The following is a 17862-nucleotide window of genomic DNA, read 5'->3' on the forward strand; positions in this document are numbered from 1 at the left end:
TTGGCAAAAGGAGCTTAGCGTGAGATGAAGCAGACAACGTACGATACGACCCCGTTCCTTCCGGACCGAGCGGTTCTAGTGAGTCTGATTACTGATGAGGTTAAACGCACCGGCATAGACCCGGATTATTCCATCCAGGAGCTGGTTAATTTGGCGGAGACCGCCGGCGTTGAGGTGAGAGGACAGCTTGTCCAGAACAAGGAAACGCCGGATGCCCGCTTTTTTCTTGGAAAAGGCAAGGTGGAGGAGCTGGCCGGCCTGATCCACGAGCAGGAAGCCAATACGGCGATATTTGATCAGGAGCTCTCGGGTGCCCAGGTCCGTAATCTTGAGGAGCGGCTTGATGTCAAAATTATTGACCGCACGCAGCTGATTCTTGACATCTTTGCGCAGCGGGCGAAAACAAGAGAAGGGATTATTCAGGTCGAGCTTGCCCAGCTCTCGTATCTTCTGCCGCGGTTATCCGGGCACGGCAAGAATTTATCACGGCTCGGAGGCGGAATCGGGACAAGGGGTCCAGGTGAAAGTAAGCTGGAAACGGACCGCCGCCATATTCGCGGACGGATTCATGATCTGAAACGGCAGCTTGAGGAGGTTACCCGCCACCGTAAGCTTCACCGGAGCCGGCGGAAGGAAACAGGCATTGTTCAGGTTGCGCTTGTCGGCTATACCAATGCGGGCAAATCAACGCTGCTTAAGCAATTGACGGAAGCAGACGTCTATATCGAAAACCAGCTGTTTGCAACACTGGACCCTACGACTCGTAATCTGATCCTGCCCAGCGGGAAAGAAATCGTTCTGACGGATACCGTTGGTTTTATTCAGAATCTGCCCCACGACCTGGTTGCCTCCTTCCGTGCCACCCTGGAAGAAGTCAACGAAGCAGATTTGATCCTCCACGTAGTTGATGCTTCTTCTGATAACCGGGAAGAGCAGATGCGGGTGGTGGGCGATATTCTGAATGAGCTTGGGGCGGGAGACAAACCGCAGATCCTCTTGTTTAACAAGATCGACCTCTGCGGACCTGAACAGCTGGAAATGCTGCCGTCTTCCGGTTCTGCCTTGAAGATCAGTGCTTATAATGATGATGATCTCATTAGAGTAGTGGCAGCAATCCAGGAGCATTTAACCGGCGAAACGGTTACCTTTAAGCTGCCTGCCTCCCAAGGTGATCTGATTGCATTAATTCATCGGATCGGCAGGGTAGAAGAACAGGGCACGGAGCAGGATTCTGTGATCTATAAAGTCCAAGTGAATCATGATGATTATTTGAAACAGAAGCATAAGCTTGAACCTTACGTGACTAAGGCGTAACTTGTGACAAAGTGGTAATTTAAGTAACATAGAGATGACATTCAAGTGACATAAGAGGTTCATTGCTGCTTGACCAGCCGCGGTGAACCTCGATTTAAGAGGAGAGAAGAAAGCGAATGGCTGTTTTTTCAGAGGAAACCTTAACTAGAGTTAGAGATGCAGAAGCTTTAACGGCACCGGCGCTGGCTGCCATTGACCGGATCGTCGATCAGAATCAATGGAAGGTAATTGAAGCTTTCCAGAAGCACAAGGTGAGCGATTATCATTTTTCCAATTCTACCGGATATGCCTATAACGACCGTGGACGTGAAGTGCTGGATTTGGTGTACGCCGAAGTATTTGGTGCGGAAGCCGCGCTGGTGCGGCCTCATTTTGCTTCAGGCACGCATACGATTTCTACGGCTCTGTTCGGCGTATTGCGTCCGGGAGATGAGCTGTTTTACATTACAGGAAGACCTTATGATACGTTACATAAAGTGATCGGAAAATCCGGCGACGGCACCGGCTCGCTGGCCGACTTTGGAATCGGATATAAGGAAGCCGCCCTTCTGGAGAACGGAAAAGTTGATTGGGATGCCGTGACCGAAGGAATTAACGAGCATACAAAAGTCATCGGCATACAGCGCTCAAGAGGATACGACTGGCGGAGCTCTTTTTCAGTCCAGGAAATCGGAGAGATGGTGGCTCGGCTGAAGGCAGTTAAACCGGATCTTATCGTATTCGTCGACAATTGCTATGGAGAATTTACGGAGGAGCTTGAACCGACCCAGGTTGGCGTGGATCTCATGGCAGGCTCATTAATTAAGAATCCGGGTGGAGGACTGGCTGAAACGGGCGGCTACATTTGCGGCAAATCCAAGTATGTCGAGCTTGCTGCTTACCGCTTAACGGCTCCTGGAATTGGCGGTGAAGTCGGCGCCATGCTTGGAACGACCAGGGGAATTTATCAGGGGTTGTTTATGGCTCCAACCATTGTTGGACAAGCACTTAAAGGAAGCATACTTGCTGCTGCTGTTTATGAGCAGGCAGGCTTTGTTACAAAGCCTCGCTGGAACGAACCCCGGACGGACTTGATTCAAGCGATCTCGTTCGAAACGGCGGATCAGCTGATTTCTTTTGTGCAGGGTGTCCAGAAGGCTTCTGCGGTTGACGGGCATGTTGTTCCGGAGCCTTGGGATATGCCGGGGTATGAGAATCCCGTGATTATGGCTGCTGGGACCTTTATACAAGGAGGAAGCCTTGAGCTTAGTGCCGATGCACCGATTCGCGAGCCTTATATTGCTTATATGCAGGGCGGACTTACGTATTCTCATGTCAAATTTGCTATAATGTCTTCGCTTGAAAAGATGAAAGACATCAATCTCCTCTAATGTTTACCTGATTCTGGCTTGACATGTTAGACAACGTAACATAAAATGAACTCAGAAAAAACATTAACATTATTGGAAGGTTGAGAGCGATGGGTGATGAAATACGGAGAAACATGGCCTTATTCCCAATCGGTATTGTGATGAAGCTTACTGACTTATCGGCTCGCCAGATCCGTTATTATGAACAACATCAGTTAATTGTGCCTGCACGAACTTCGGGTAACCAGCGTCTGTTTTCCTTTAACGATGTTGAACGTTTGCTGGAGATTAAGGCGCTGATCGATAAAGGCGTTAACATCGCTGGAATCAAACAGGTTATGAATCCGGTTGCAAAAGAATCCCAGGATGCGACCGTGCTTACCGATGATACCGAGGAGAAGCGCAAGGAATTAACGGATTCGCAATTATACAGAATGCTTAAACAGCAGTTGGTAACCGGGAGAAGACCTGGTCAGGTTTCATTGATCCAAGGGGAACTTTCCCGTTTCTTTAAGTCATAATCGGGCTCCTGCTCCCGCTTATGACAGCCCGGGGCAACCTGATGTTACCTATTTTTCTACATATGTTTGTTCATCACGGTTGTTACCAAGATAGAATATCACTGACAAGGAGAGGGTATTGTGAGTTACAGCAAAGAGGATATTTTGCGGATTGCAGAAGAAGAGAATGTTCGATTTATCCGTCTTCAATTTACGGATCTGCTCGGTACAATCAAGAACGTGGAAATTCCGGTAAGCCAGCTTGAGAAAGCACTGGATAACAAAATGATGTTTGACGGTTCTTCCATCGAAGGCTATGTGCGTATTGAGGAATCGGATATGTATCTGTACCCTGACCTGAGCACTTGGGTCATTTTCCCTTGGGTGACTTCAGATCGGGTTGCACGTCTGATTTGTGACGTATATATGCCGGATGGAACTCCATTTGCTGGAGACCCGCGCGGTATTCTGAAACGTGCGCTTAAAGAAGCAGAAGAAATGGGCTATACTTCAATGAATGTAGGTCCGGAACCGGAATTTTTCCTGTTTAAGACTGATGATAAAGGGAACCCGACTCTTGAGCTGAATGACCAGGGCGGATATTTTGATTTGGCACCTACGGACCTGGGTGAGAACTGCCGCCGTGAAATTGTTATTTGTCTTGAGGAAATGGGCTTTGAAATCGAAGCATCCCACCACGAAGTAGCTCCTGGCCAGCATGAAATCGACTTCAAATACGCCAATGCAGTTCAAGCAGCTGACCAAATTCAGACTTTTAAGCTTGTTGTAAAAACCATTGCCCGCCAACACGGATTGCATGCTACATTCATGCCAAAACCGCTGTTCGGAGTGAATGGTTCCGGTATGCACTGCCATCAGTCCTTGTTCCGCGGCAATGAGAATGCGTTCTATGATGAGAGCGACGATCTGGGCTTGAGCCAGGAAGCGCGTTATTACATGGCCGGTATTCTGAAACATGCCCGCGCATTTGCAGCAGTAACAAACCCGACTGTGAATTCCTACAAACGTCTGGTTCCAGGTTATGAAGCGCCTTGTTATGTAGCCTGGTCTGCCAGCAACCGCAGCCCGATGATCCGGATTCCGGCTTCCCGCGGTCTCAGCACACGTGTAGAGGTTCGGAACCCTGACCCGGCGGCAAATCCATATTTGGCATTGGCTGTTATGCTTAAGGCAGGTTTGGACGGCATTAAGAACGAACTGAAGCTTCCTGCTCCAATCGACCGTAACATCTATGTAATGTCTGAAGAGGAGCGTTTGGAAGAGGGTATTCCTAGCTTGCCGTCGGACTTGAAAGAAGCGCTCAGCGAGCTGATCCGCAGCGAAGTAGTTGTTAACGCACTTGGCGAGCACGCGGTTACTCACTTCTATGAGCTGAAAGAAATCGAGTGGGACATGTTCCGCACGCAAGTACATCAATGGGAACGCGATCAATATATGACTTTGTATTAAGTGGACAAACCCTTGGGGCCGTAGGCCTCGGGGGTTTTTTATTTGGTAAATCCTTTAATTTCTCCGCTGACGCTGACCAGTGAATTGTGAAATTTTATTGTATATGATAATGATAATTATTATCATTTGGTGTATAATGGATTTACTGAAATCATAAGACGTAAACATACTGGAATGATAGATAAGTCTATGCGGAGAGAGAGGACGTACATAATGTTGAACCCATCACTTGAGCTGTATGATGTAACGATTATCGGGGGCGGCCCTGCCGGTATGTATTCGGCTTTCTACAGCGGAATGCGGGATATGAAGACCAAGCTGATTGAGGCGAACGACCGGCTTGGCGGCAGAATGCTTATTTATCCGGAGAAGATGATTTGGGATGTTGGGGGAGTTGGCCCCATCTTATGTGTTGATTTGATGGCGCAAATGGAGAAGCAGGCTAGAACCTTTGATCCAACCTTGATTTTTAATGAGCAGGTTACAGGGTACAGCCGCCTGGAGGACGGGACGATCTTGCTTACAACAGCTTCGGGTCAGCAGCATTGGACCAAGACCGTGATTATGGCGATTGGTTACGGATTTCGTAAGCTGGCTAAGCTGGAAATTGAGGGTGCAGACCGCTTCGAAGTAAGCAATTTGCACTATACGGTTCAAGAGCTTGAAGTGTTTCGCGGTAAACGTGTTCTGGTCTCTGGCGGCGGAGATTCAGCGGTGGACTGGGCAAATGAGCTTGTCACCCTTGCTGAGAGTGTAACTGTTGTGCACCGCCGGGAAGAGTTTGGAGGACATGAGCGGAGCGTTGAGAAGATGAAGCAGTCTTCAACTGTCATCAAAACACCTTATGTTCTTGAGAAGCTTCACAGCAATGATGGGGAGGCCATTGAGCAGGTAACCATCAGTCATACTGAGTCTGGAGAAACCGAGCAAATCGATGTAGATGCGATAATTGTCAGCCATGGAATGAAAACAGATTTTGGACCGATTCGGGATTGGGGATTGAATCTCGGCCAATGGTGGATTGATGTGGATTCCAAGCTGGAGACGAATATTCCTGGTATCTTTGGCGCGGGTGATTTTGTCAATTATGACAGTAAAGTGCGCCTCATTGCAGGGACGTTTACGGATGCCGTATTGGCCGTAAATAGTGCCAAGCTGTATATTGATCCAAGCGCCGAGCGGGTGGCCTATGTCTCTTCACACAACAGCCGCTTCAAAGAGAAGAACCGTGCACTTGGTGTAGCGGTCGAAGAGGACTGAGATCATTTTTAAATTCTAAAAAAATTAAACCCCATGGACGATCTGGCTCTGGCCAGCCCATGGGGTTTATTATTGTCTTGTACATACTTGTCTATTTCATATGTCCTCTCGCAAAACGACCGACAATTTCCGTGGACTGCACGACGTTCATAAAGGCATGAGGATCAGTTGTGAGTACAGCTTTTCGGACTGCCGCAAGCTCGTAACGGGTCGTAACGGTCATAAGGGTTGCATTGCCGACTTGGCTGTAACCCCCTTGGGAATCTATGCAGGTAATGCCGTGATGAAGCTTGCGGAGCTCAGTGAGCATCCGGTCTTTTTCTCTGGTGATAATGAAGCAGGTCACTTTAATATGTCCAACATGTATGGAATCCACGACTTTTCCTTTGATAAAGGTTGAAAGAAGGGAATAAAGGGCAAGATCCCAGTTCTTATAGAAGCCGAGCACAATAAAGACAAGCCCGTTCAGAACAAACAGAATGTTGCCGATAGGCAAGTCGTATTTTCGGGTAATGATGGAGCCGACAATATCAAATCCGCCAGTAGAACCGCCCACCCGCAGTGAAAATCCGATCCCGATCGCGGAGATAATCCCTCCTGCAACCGCACCTAGCGTAGGATCATGAGTAATATTAACTACAGGGATAACTGCCATAAACCAGGTTGTCGCAACTACCGAGATTAAGCTTAATACGATGTACCGCCGGCCAACAGCTTTCCAGCCCCAAATGATTAAGGGCACGTTAAGTACAAAATAAACGATCGAAATATTCCAGCCGGTCAAGTAACCAATAATAGAAGCAACGCCCGCTATACCGCCTGACAGCAATTGATGGGGGATCAGAAACAGGTTTAAACCGGCAGCAACGAGCAATGCGGATAGAAGAATAATAACAACTTCCTGGGCAGGCTTGAGGGGAGCGGTCTTTCGTTTGATAAATTCTGAAGATCCTTGCAGATTCAATGGGTTCAATCCTTTTTTGTATAGTTTCACTCGCAGATAATGATAGAAATAAATTATCAATTCAGATAACTTTTTTTATCAATATACCACATCTTTAATAAAATCTCTATTTATTATATCCCTCATGACCCTCGCTTAAAATCGTCCAGCTACTCAGGGAATAAAAAAGCAGCCAATCTCCGGACCGGAGAAAGCTGCCTTTTATGTAACGGTTAAAAATAAGTAAGCTGGATGCTCCAACAAACTAAATGAATAATTTCAGTTTCAATGGAAATCTCTGAATAAACCGATCACTTTACCCAAAATCGTCACATGCTTCAAGCGAAGCGGTTCAAAAGCGGGGTTCTCCGGCTGGAGCCGGATATGGTCCCTTTCCTTGTAAAAGGTTTTGACCGTCGCTTCATCTTCTTCCGTCATTGCTACTACGATATCTCCATTTTCTGCGGTTTGCTGCTGCCGGACGATAACGTAATCCCCATTATGAATGCCTGCTTCGATCATACTTTCCCCCATGACTGCAAGCATAAAAACCTCTTTATCGCCTACAAAATGGTTCGGCAGAGGAAAGTAATCCTCGATATTTTCTGTAGCTGTAATCGGAACACCTGCAGTAACTTTGCCGACGACCGGAATTCTGGATACTGTCTGGGCAAACATGCTTGAATTCTCGGATTCCTCCTGCCCAAGCAGCTCGATCGCCCGCGGCTTTGTCGGGTCTCTGCGAATGAAGCCTTTCTTCTCCAAACGGTCAAGATGGCCGTGAACGGTTGAACTGGAGGCAAGCCCCACAGCCTCCCCAATCTCCCGAACAGATGGAGGATAACCTTTCAATCGGACTTCATTGCGTATAAATTCCAAGATCGCCTGCTGGCGGCTGGACACTTTCGACATAAGTGATCAATCCCATCTTAGTAACGTTTGGAAAAATTATAACATAGAACCTCCGTTCGTACAAACGTAAGTTCTAAATAGAATAGAAATGAATATAATAAACAGGGGAACAATTGTTCTGAAAAACTATTGATCGAAACACATGTTCGTGTTATATTGATTTCAGCAGAAACAGAACAAATGTTTGGGAGTGGTTATGATGTTGAAATACAGTACATATAAGAGTATCTATTCGCCGCAGACTTCTCTTGCGTCTTCAACTGGCTCGGTAATTATATCTGATAAGAAGTCCTTTTCACGCTTGCCTCGTAAATCTCATGTTCGCATGCTGCTGGTAATAGCTGTTCTTGTTCTCTCGTTTACAGGTTTTATTACCGCTTTTGCATCATCGTCAACGCCAGCAAAGGATCCAGCCTATGAAACAATTGTTGTTATGTCCGGAGATACGCTTTGGAATATTGCCTTGACCCATAAGCCTGATGGCATGGATACCCGCAAATACGTACACAAACTGATTGTATTGAATCATCTCTCAGACAGCGGGATTGCCGCCGGTGATGTTCTTAATCTACCTAACATTAACTGATTACAGTTAATTAAGCAGAAATTGCGCTTGATCACCTAAATTCCGGCCAAGTAAATTTAATCAGTAGTGCTGAAATAGTGCTGAAAAATTCAGAGCTTGCTGCGGCCCTTTCGCGCCTTGACAAGCTCTTTTTGACATGTCAAAGTTAAGAGTAATGCCTTTAATGAAGGAGGACCATATGGACATCGATAGTTTGGTACAGCGCATTAACGAGTTGGCCCGCAAACATAAAGCAGAAGGGCTTACTGAAGAGGAGAAGCTGGAACGCGCAGAGCTGCGTGAAATATATCTTGGCAACATCCGCAGAAACTTCCGTCAGCAGCTTGAATCGATTGAAATCGTTGATAAGAATTAGCCGGGATTATCCGGATACTCGGTCAGGGAGGAAGCAAGGGAATGTCAAGATCATTTGAGAGAAAAGTAGAAAAGAACCGCCAAAAATATAACCTTAAGCAGGAGAAGAAGGGAGTAAAGCCCGGCGGCACTTTAGGGAGCAGAGGCGAAGGAACCATTTTTAAAGGGCGCAATATGCTCCTGCCGATGCTGTTTGTTTTCCTGGGCGCACTTTACGCCGCTATGGGATTTGTGGGCGGTACGGAGAGTATTAACACCCTTTACGTCATTACGGTTGCCCTGTATTTTGTATTCGCGCTGATTATCTTCCTGAGAAAGCCCTATCTGCGAATTTACAAAAATAAACTTTTCACAACCAAATTTAACCGGGACCGCAGCTTGGAAGCGGGTTCCATCGCAAAAATTAAATGGTCTGGCAAAACCATCACCATCGTGCCAAAAACAAAAGAGCCTGTTTGGACCTTTTCACGGAGCCGCAACCTCTTTGAAACAGATAAAATGGGAGAGGCATTGCAGCAATTCGCAGCTGCACACGGAGTAGTACTGGAGAAGAATTAACACCATTAATCGTCACGAACCGGGGGGAACGGGGATGTCAGTGAAAGCAGTTTGTTTCGACCTTGATGATACACTTTTGTGGGATGAACGCAGTGTGAAAGAAACGTTTCATGCAGTTTGCTTGAGAGCGCAAGAAGAAACTGGAGTGGATGTTGACCAGCTGGAGGCTGCTGTACGTGCCGAAGCGAGAGCTTTGTACGAATCTTATGAGACATTTCCTTTCACTCAAATGATCGGTATTAATCCGTTTGAGGGCTTGTGGGCTAACTTTGACGGCGGGGAGCAGCCTGAGTTCAGAGCCCTGCAGAGCCTGGTGCCTTCTTACCGGAAGGAATCCTGGTACAGAGGCCTTAAAGCCTGCGGTATAGACAACGAAAGCCTGGCCGCTGAGTTAGGGGAGCTGTTTGCTTCTGAACGACGGTCACGGCCCTATACGTATGAAGAAACCTTTCAAGTGCTGATCGAGCTGAAAGGCAAGGTGAAACTTCTGCTGTTAACGAACGGGTGTCCTTCCCTGCAGCAGGAGAAGCTTAATGGAGTGCCTGAATTGCTGCCCTATTTCGATCACGTGATCATTTCCGGAAACTTTGGGCGCGGCAAGCCGGATGTGACGATTTTTAAACGCGCTTTGGAGCTTCTGGGTACTTCATCTCAGGAAACCGTAATGGTTGGCGATAAGCTTACAACGGATATCAAGGGCGCACTGGCTGCCGGTATCCCGTCGGTGTGGATCAATCGTGACGGCAAGACTAGAAATGATGAAATCATTCCAGACTATGAAATTCGCCATCTTTCCGAGCTGATGGAGATCGTGGAAAGATAGGATAAGAGCCGCTGGCTGTCCTTGAGGACGGCTGGCGGCTTTTTATTTTGAGGAAGGGGATAGAAAATCTGACATGTTCAGTTGGAATTTTCTTTTCTTACACAATCGCTTCTGCTAAACTAAATGTTAATGTTTGAAGGGAGGTTATTGGGATTGAATAAACCAAGTCTTGCAGAACGAATGAAAGAGAAAATTTTAATTCTTGACGGTGCCATGGGAACCATGATTCAGCAGGAAAATTTATCCCCAGATGACTTCGGAGGCGAGCAGCTGGACGGCTGTAACGAAATGCTGGTACTGACAAGACCTGACGTCATTTCTCGAATTCATGAACAATACCTCGAAGCGGGTGCGGATCTCTTAGAGACCAACACATTCGGCGCGACCTCGGTCGTCTTGGCTGAATATGACATACCGGACAAGGCTAGAGAATTAAATACGGCAGCGGCAAGGCTTGCCGTTGAAGCCGCGAAGAAGTACAGTACGCCCGAACATCCCCGTTATGTCGCAGGTGCGATGGGGCCTACAACCAAAACGTTATCCGTGACCGGTGGCGTCACCTTCAGTGAGCTTGTGGCAAGCTATGAGGAGCAGGCAGCAGCTCTTATTGAGGCGGGAGTAGACGCTCTGCTGCTCGAGACATCACAGGATACACTGAATGTGAAGGCAGGGAGTATCGGGATCAGACAAGCTTTTTCGAATACGGGAATAACACTGCCTATTATGATTTCTGGCACCATCGAGCCGATGGGAACGACGCTTGCCGGCCAGAATATTGAAGCCTTTTATGTCTCGCTGGAGCATCTCCAGCCTATCTCCATCGGTTTGAACTGTGCGACCGGTCCGGAGTTCATGCGCGACCATATCCGGACCTTGTCCGAAATGTCCAAGACAGCTGTCAGCTGCTATCCAAACGCCGGTCTGCCGGATGAAAACGGCCACTATCATGAATCGCCAAATTCACTTGCTAGGAAAATTGGAGCCTTTGCCGAGCAGGGCTGGCTGAACATTGCCGGCGGCTGCTGCGGGACCACTCCTGAACATATTAAGGCCTTATCCGATGAGCTTTCGGCGTACAAGCCTCGTCCGATCACCGGCGGACATCCGGCAGCTGTCTCAGGAATTGAGCCAGTCTACATTGAATCGGACAACCGTCCATACATGGTCGGGGAACGGACGAATGTATTAGGGTCCAGAAAGTTCAAACGGCTGATTGTGGAAGGAAAATACGAAGAAGCCTCTGAAATTGCACGGGCTCAGGTCAAGAACGGCGCCCAGGTCGTTGACGTGTGCGTACAGGATCCGGACCGGGATGAAACTATCGATATGGAGCAGTTCCTGGAGCTGGTGGTCAAGAAGGTTAAAGTTCCTTTGATGATCGATACAACAGATCCTCAGGTTATTGATCTTGCGCTTCAATACTGCCAGGGGAAATCGATAATTAACTCCATTAACCTTGAAGATGGTGAAGAAAAATTCGAGCACGTCACTCCAATCATTCATAAATATGGGGCGGCTGTCGTCGTCGGTACGATTGATGAGCGCGGACAAGCCATCACCCGCGAAGACAAGCTGGAAGTGGCCAAGCGCTCCTACGATCTGCTCGTTCACAAGTATGGCCTGCAGGCGGAGGACCTCATTTTCGACCCATTGGTATTCCCTGTAGGGACGGGGGATGAGCAGTACATTGGTTCTGCTAAAGAGACGGTGGAAGGGATCCGTTTGATTAAGCAAGCGATGCCGGAATGTCATACCATATTAGGGATCAGCAACGTTTCATTTGGTCTTCCGGAGGCTGGCCGCGAGGTGCTGAATTCCGTCTTCTTGTATGAGTGTACCAAAGCAGGACTGGATTACGCGATTGTCAACACGGAAAAAGTTGAACGGTACGCTTCCATTCCTGAAGAGGAACGCAGACTAGCGGAGGAGCTTATCTACAACACGAATGATGAGACGCTTGCAGCGTTTGTCGCTGCTTTCCGCAACAAGAAGGTAGAGAAGAAAGAAAAGGTTATGAATCTGTCTCTGGAGGAGCGCTTGGCTTCTTACGTCGTGGAAGGGACAAAGGAAGGGCTGATTCCGGACCTTGAGGAAGCACTCGGACGCTATTCAGCGCTTGAAATTATTAATGGACCCCTGATGGCCGGGATGGAAGAGGTCGGCCGCCTGTTCAATAACAATGAGCTCATCGTGGCCGAGGTGCTGCAGAGTGCGGAGGTCATGAAGGCGTCTGTTGCTTACCTCGAAGGCTTTATGGAGAAGAATGAAACGTCGGTCAAAGGGAAAATTCTGCTTGCCACCGTCAAAGGCGACGTCCATGATATCGGAAAAAACCTGGTGGAAATCATCTTGTCCAATAACGGTTATCAGATTGTAAATTTGGGTATAAAAGTACCACCGGAGAGTATTATCGAAGCCTGCCGGAAGGAAAAAGTCGATGTGATTGGCTTATCCGGCCTGCTCGTAAAATCGGCTCAGCAAATGGTGACCACCGCACAGGACCTGCGCAGCGCGGGGATCGATATACCGATTATGGTTGGCGGCGCCGCTTTGACCCGGAAATTTACGAAGACTCGAATCAGACCTGAATATGACGGTCTTGTCGTTTATGCCAAAGACGCGATGGACGGCCTTGATCTGGCGAACAAGCTGACGAATCCAGCGGCCCGCGAGAAGCTGCGACTGGACCTCGAAGCTGAGAAAGAGAGTGACAAGGCGCAGGCGGAAGCAGCACCGCTGCCTGAATTGACGCGTGCCGTACGCTCCCAAATCTCCGTTGACGCGCCTGTTTATATTCCGCCTGATTTGGAGCCGCATATTCTGAAAAATTATCCGCTGGGACATATTATTCCTTATGTAAACATGCAGATGCTGCTGGGGCACCATTTAGGTCTTAAAGGGAATGTGGAGCAGCTCCTGAATGCAGGTGACTCTAAAGCTGTGCAGCTTAAAGAGACCGTTGATCAGGTGATGCACGAAGCAGTAACGAAAGGCCTCATTCAGGCAAACGCGATGTACCGGTTCTTTCCGGCGCAGTCCCGCGGCAATGATGTCCTGATATATGATCCAAATGATCTGTCCAAAGTGCTGCAAACCTTTACTTTTCCTAGACAGCGGGTAGAGCCGTACCTGTGTCTGGCCGATTATTTGAAGCCTGTGGAAAGCGGAACAATGGATTACGTCGCTTTTATGGTTGTTACTGCCGGAAGAGGAATCCGCGAGAAGTCAGAGGAATGGAAGCAGCAGGGCGATTATTTAAGATCACACGTGCTGCAGTCGACGGCCCTCGAAATGGCTGAAGGCATGGCAGAACGTCTTCATCATATGATCCGGGATACCTGGGGCTTCCCCGACCCGCAGGATATGACGATGAAACAGCGCCATGGCGCACGCTATCAAGGGATCCGCGTGTCATTCGGCTATCCGGCATGTCCGGATTTGGAGATGCAGGAGCTGTTGTTTGCACTTATGAATCCGAAAGAAATTGGCGTGGAACTGACCGAAGGATATATGATGGAGCCTGAGGCTTCGGTATCCGCCATGGTGTTCAGCCATCCTGAAGCGCAATATTTTAATGTGGATAAAGCTTAATCTGGCCCTTGTGCGAACGATCCCCCGGAGAAAGCGGGGGATTTTTTGCTGAGCGGTATGAAATATCGAATCCGAATAGAGAGAGGCGGCTGAGCATGGAGCTGTATTTTATGGGAACAAATGCAGGAGTTCCTTCTCTGCAAAGAAATGTGACTTCGCTGGCGCTTCGAATGCTGGAAGAGAGACGCTCTTTCTGGCTGTTTGACTGCGGGGAAGGCACGCAGCATCAAGTGCTTCGTTCTCCGCTGCGGCTGAGCAAGCTGGAGAAGATTTTTATCACCCATCTGCACGGAGACCATCTGTTTGGCCTGCCTGGTCTGCTGTCCAGCCGGTCGAATCAGGGGGGAGACACGCCGCTGACGGTGTATGGCCCAAAAGGGCTAAAATCCTTTATTGATCTTACGCTGGGCATCAGCGAATCGCGGATTAATTACGAGCTGACCGTGCATGAGCATGAAGGCGGTGTCCTGTTTGAGGATGAGACCTTCCGTGTGGAGTCGGCGCTGCTTGAGCACCGGATTGACAGCTATGGTTACCGGATTATCGAGAAAGACCGGCCGGGCAAGCTGAATTTCGAAATCTTGAAGAAGCACGGGATTAAACCGGGGCCATTATACGGCAAGCTTAAAAAGGGTGAGAACATCGTCACCGAGCAGGGGACGGTTGTGCGATCCTCTGAAGTGCTTGGTCAACCCAAGAAAGGGCGGATCGTAACGATCCTTGGAGATACCCGTCCTTGTCAGGCGGCTGTCGAGCTTGCCCGTGATGCAGATATGCTGGTACATGAGGCAACGTTCTTGCATGAGCTGAGCAAGACCGCCTACGAATATCATCACAGCACGGCTGTACAGGCGGCGGAAGAGGCTAAGGCAGCTGGAGTTTATGAGATGTTTATGACCCACTTCAGCTCCCGGTACAAAGATGAAGACCAGCTGGCTCCGCTGCTGGAGGAGGCCCAGGCTATTTTTCCAAATTCGCATTTAGCTGTAGAGCATGTCCTGTATCCGATCCATAAGCGCCCGGAGAAGCAGTGACCGGATAAGCATTACATTCTTTAAGCGTAAAATTATTTTCCGGGAAAGCGCAGGAAGTGACAGACTCTAGCAAAGTTTTGCCCGGTCCTTTCGCTCTGCAGCTGCAGCATTCGCTTGAGTTCGACTCTGTTTCGATAAACTTCTGCCGGGCTTGTCTAAATTCGAACCGGGATTATGTGCCGGAACTTCGCGGGGGATTTGCCATTCCCATCATTTTATGACTACAATAATACGAATGCGGCAGCTGACATGGCGGCATTCCATACATATTTGTTTCTAAGGAAGTGACCACCATGAATTTGAGATGGAAGGGTTTCTTGATCGATTTGGACGGCACCCTTTATCATGGTTCACAGATGGTTCCCGGAGCAGACGAACTAATAGGTGAACTTAACCGGCAAAATATTCCCTTCTTATTTGTGACGAACAATTCTTCGCGGACGCCATCCGAAGTGGCAGAAAGCTTGCGGGTGATGGGCATTCCAGCTCTGCCGGAACAGGTCTGTACTTCGGCGGTTGGCGCCGCCAGGCATTTGGCTGATAAAGACCCTGGGGCAAGAGTTGCCGTCGTCGGCGAGCATGGATTGTTAACGGCATTAATAGAAGCCGGACTGGTAATCACGGAAGAGCATCCGGACTATGTGGTACAGGGAATCGACCGTCAATTCAATTATGAAACCCTGCGCAAGGCGGCCGAGTGGATTACAGGCGGTGCAGCCTACATTTTGACCAATCCGGATTTGCTTCTTCCCGGCCAGAACGGATTATCTCCAGGGGCAGGGACTCTATCCGCAGCGATTCAGGCTGCAACGGGCATCAAACCAGTGACGATCGGGAAACCGGAATCCATCCTGATGCTGCAGGCGATCGAACGTCTGGGGCTTACGGCAGCTGAAACGGCTGTAATCGGTGATAATATGCTTACTGATATTGGGGCAGGCAAAAATGCCGGATGCGGCACTATTCTTACGTTAACCGGAGTTACAACGGAACAGAACTTAAATCATTATAAGGAATTGACAGGTCATTCACCTGATGAAATATTCAAGGATTTATATGAGCTGATTTCTGCTCTTCAAGGAAAGGAAAGATGAATTATGCCGGAATGGCCGGAAATGGAAAATTACCGCAGCCTGCTGTCAGCGCTGCTGCTTGATAAAGAAATCAGCGGTGTTGTGATCAACCGCGAGAAATCCGTGAATCTGGAGCCTGAAGTGTTCGGGCAGGAGCTGATCGGCAGAAAGATTATTTTTGTGGAACGCAGAGCCAAATATTTGATCTTTCACTTGAATAACGGCCGGCGGCTGCTGCTTCATCTCATGCTGGGCGGACTCCTGTATTTCGGGAATGACAAAGACAAGCCAAAGCGGAATACGCAGGTGGAGATTCAGTTTGGAGACCAAACCCTGTATTTTATCGGGTTAAGATTAGGTTATCTGCATCTGCTGACAGCCAAACAAACTGAAGAAGTGCTGTCTGAGCTGGGGCCTGAGCTTCTGGACCGGCGCATGAATGAAGAGAAGTTTGTGAAGCTGCTTTCAGGCCGGAAGGGCATGCTCAAAACGACGCTGGTTAATCAGAACATCGTGGCCGGCATCGGTAACTGTTATGCAGATGAAATTGCTTTTGCGGCAGAGCTTCGTCCTGATGTCAAATTGCAGGAGCTGGATGAACAGGATTTGATCCGTCTTTACAAAGCCGTCAGGGACGTTCTGATGGATGCTGCCGAGCACGGCGGATACATGGAGCTGCCATTGACTGCAGATGACAAGCTGACAGGAGGATATAACGACCTGTGCAAGGTGTATGACCGCGAAGGAGAAAGCTGTGTCCGCTGCGGACACCCGATTGTAAAGACTGAACTTGCTTCACGCAAAGCCTTCTACTGCGCTGACTGCCAGCATGGAAAATAACCAGCCGGTCCGCATAGGCGCTCACTACAGCATTCGAAACGGCTATACCGGAGCGGCTAAAGCGGCGCTGGCTCAGGGAGCGGGAGCTTTTCAATATTTTCCGAAGAATCCGAGAAGCCTTGGGGTCAAAGACTGGAATAGAAAGGATGCCGGGCTATGCAAAACCTTTTGCGCCGAGCATGGCCTGATATCGGTTGCGCACACACCCTATCCAAGTAATCTTGCCTTGAGTGAGGAAGAGGACGGCTCTTTATTTCACAAAACTGTCGCCTCCCTGCGGAATGATCTGGAGATTGCTGAGGCTTGCGGTTCGAAGGGAATTGTTGTTCATTTTGGTATATATAAGAAAAGTAACCCCTTACAAGGTTATAAAAATATTATACAATGTGTAAATAGGATTCTATCCGACTGGAAGGGGCAGGCCAAGCTGCTGCTGGAGAATCAGGCCGGAAACCACGGCGATATGGGGATGACGATTGAAGAGCTGCTGCAGATCAGAAAGCTCTGTCTGAACCCGGAGCTGGTTGGGTTTTGTTTCGATACCTGTCACGCTTATGCCGCCGGAATTTGGTCCGGTGCCGGAGATCATGATTTCTGGGAGAAAGCAGGAAGCCTGGGGTTTTGGGATTTCGTCGAATGTGTTCATTTGAACGACTCGGTGTATCCGGCTGGAAGCCGCAAGGACAGGCACGCCAGAGTGGGTCAGGGATACATCGGGGAGGAAGCGTTGACCCAATTTACGGAAATTGCAGAGCTTGGCGGGAAACCGCTGATTATGGAAACAGAGGCGGGGCCTGACCTAACCTACCGGGAGGATATAGATCTTGTAAGCGGTTGGGCGTCCATCTGACCGCAAGGCAGGCAATAACGAGGGAAAGGAAGAACGGATTTGATTCATTTATATATGGATGATTTGCGCCGTTGTCCGACTGGTTTTGTACTTGCGCGTACGGGGCAGGAATGTCTGGATATCCTGCGTGAGATGGAAGTGGATATTTTGTCTCTTGATTATGACATGGGTCCTGATGAGATGACCGGCGCCGAAGTGGTGGCTGTGATGGTCAATGAGGGGCTTTATGCCAAGGAAATCTATCTGCACACTTCGAGTCTGTATGGCCGGAACAGCATGTATGAAATGCTTTATACAAATAAGCCGGAGCATGTGATTCTGCACAGCTGTCCGGTTCCATTCGAACGGCTTGATGAAATTGAGTTAGAACACGAGAAGAAGTAAGGATTGAGTATTTGCGCATCT

At 48.7% G+C, this 17862-nt stretch carries 17 protein-coding genes; 15 read left to right on the forward strand and 2 right to left on the reverse strand.

Annotated elements, in window-relative coordinates; genetic code table 11:
- Window positions 1-24 precede the first annotated feature (24 nt).
- The 5 genes from hflX (at window position 25) to FCN15_RS02910 (ending at window position 5893) form a co-directional block, all read left to right on the forward strand.
- Window positions 25-1314, forward strand: coding sequence for a GTPase HflX (gene hflX, locus FCN15_RS02890; RefSeq protein ID WP_138493461.1), 1290 nt, complete (start codon window positions 25-27; stop codon window positions 1312-1314).
- Window positions 1315-1430: 116 nt separating this feature from the next.
- Window positions 1431-2684 (forward strand): methionine gamma-lyase family protein, encoded by a 1254-nt coding sequence (locus tag FCN15_RS02895; protein ID WP_138493462.1) that lies wholly within the window; start codon window positions 1431-1433, stop codon window positions 2682-2684.
- A gap of 89 nt (window positions 2685-2773) precedes the next feature.
- Window positions 2774-3184 (forward strand): MerR family transcriptional regulator, encoded by a 411-nt coding sequence (locus FCN15_RS02900; RefSeq protein WP_068695526.1) that lies wholly within the window; start codon window positions 2774-2776, stop codon window positions 3182-3184.
- 120 nt (window positions 3185-3304) lie between these two features.
- On the forward strand, window positions 3305-4633 hold the full coding sequence (gene glnA, locus FCN15_RS02905; protein WP_138493463.1) for a type I glutamate--ammonia ligase: 1329 nt from the start codon (window positions 3305-3307) through the stop codon (window positions 4631-4633).
- Window positions 4634-4849: 216 nt separating this feature from the next.
- Window positions 4850-5893, forward strand: a complete 1044-nt coding sequence (locus tag FCN15_RS02910) for an NAD(P)/FAD-dependent oxidoreductase (protein ID WP_138493995.1) — start codon at window positions 4850-4852, stop codon at window positions 5891-5893.
- 91 nt (window positions 5894-5984) lie between these two features.
- On the opposite strand, the gene FCN15_RS02915 is transcribed toward FCN15_RS02910, so the two are convergent.
- Both FCN15_RS02915 and lexA read right to left on the reverse strand, forming a co-directional pair.
- The gene (locus tag FCN15_RS02915; protein WP_203232086.1) at window positions 5985-6851 is read right to left on the reverse strand and encodes a YitT family protein; all 867 of its coding nucleotides are present in this window, start codon (window positions 6849-6851) and stop codon (window positions 5985-5987) included.
- Between the two features lie 270 nt (window positions 6852-7121).
- Window positions 7122-7748, reverse strand: coding sequence for a transcriptional repressor LexA (lexA, locus tag FCN15_RS02920; protein WP_138493464.1), 627 nt, complete (start codon window positions 7746-7748; stop codon window positions 7122-7124).
- 202 nt (window positions 7749-7950) lie between these two features.
- Between lexA and FCN15_RS02925 the strand changes: the two genes are divergently transcribed.
- The 10 genes from FCN15_RS02925 (at window position 7951) to FCN15_RS02970 (ending at window position 17841) form a co-directional block, all read left to right on the forward strand.
- Window positions 7951-8334: a LysM peptidoglycan-binding domain-containing protein gene (locus FCN15_RS02925; RefSeq protein WP_420819538.1), complete on the forward strand. Its 384-nt coding sequence runs from the start codon at window positions 7951-7953 to the stop codon at window positions 8332-8334.
- Between the two features lie 178 nt (window positions 8335-8512).
- Window positions 8513-8689 (forward strand): DUF896 domain-containing protein, encoded by a 177-nt coding sequence (locus FCN15_RS02930; protein ID WP_138493466.1) that lies wholly within the window; start codon window positions 8513-8515, stop codon window positions 8687-8689.
- A gap of 173 nt (window positions 8690-8862) precedes the next feature.
- Entirely contained in the window at window positions 8863-9246 is a 384-nt protein-coding gene (locus FCN15_RS02935) for a hypothetical protein (RefSeq protein WP_238996485.1), read from the forward strand.
- Between the two features lie 34 nt (window positions 9247-9280).
- Window positions 9281-10069 (forward strand): HAD family hydrolase, encoded by a 789-nt coding sequence (locus tag FCN15_RS02940; protein ID WP_138493468.1) that lies wholly within the window; start codon window positions 9281-9283, stop codon window positions 10067-10069.
- Window positions 10070-10222: 153 nt separating this feature from the next.
- Entirely contained in the window at window positions 10223-13660 is a 3438-nt protein-coding gene (gene metH, locus FCN15_RS02945; protein ID WP_138493469.1) for a methionine synthase, read from the forward strand.
- A gap of 95 nt (window positions 13661-13755) precedes the next feature.
- Window positions 13756-14694: a ribonuclease Z gene (gene rnz / locus FCN15_RS02950; RefSeq protein ID WP_138493470.1), complete on the forward strand. Its 939-nt coding sequence runs from the start codon at window positions 13756-13758 to the stop codon at window positions 14692-14694.
- 293 nt (window positions 14695-14987) lie between these two features.
- Window positions 14988-15788, forward strand: coding sequence for a TIGR01457 family HAD-type hydrolase (locus FCN15_RS02955; protein ID WP_138493471.1), 801 nt, complete (start codon window positions 14988-14990; stop codon window positions 15786-15788).
- A 3-nt stretch (window positions 15789-15791) separates the two neighbouring features.
- Window positions 15792-16607 (forward strand): Fpg/Nei family DNA glycosylase, encoded by an 816-nt coding sequence (locus tag FCN15_RS02960; RefSeq protein ID WP_138493472.1) that lies wholly within the window; start codon window positions 15792-15794, stop codon window positions 16605-16607.
- A complete protein-coding gene (locus FCN15_RS02965) occupies window positions 16597-17457 on the forward strand; it encodes a deoxyribonuclease IV (protein ID WP_138493473.1) in 861 nt (286 codons plus the stop codon). Before FCN15_RS02960 ends, FCN15_RS02965 begins: the two co-directional genes overlap by 11 nt.
- Before the next feature lie 39 nt (window positions 17458-17496).
- A complete protein-coding gene (locus tag FCN15_RS02970) occupies window positions 17497-17841 on the forward strand; it encodes a cyclic-phosphate processing receiver domain-containing protein (RefSeq protein WP_138493474.1) in 345 nt (114 codons plus the stop codon).
- Window positions 17842-17862 lie beyond the last annotated feature (21 nt).

Origin of the sequence: Paenibacillus pinistramenti (assembly GCF_005869875.1) — a bacterium.
GTDB lineage: Bacteria > Bacillota > Bacilli > Paenibacillales > Paenibacillaceae > Fontibacillus > Fontibacillus pinistramenti.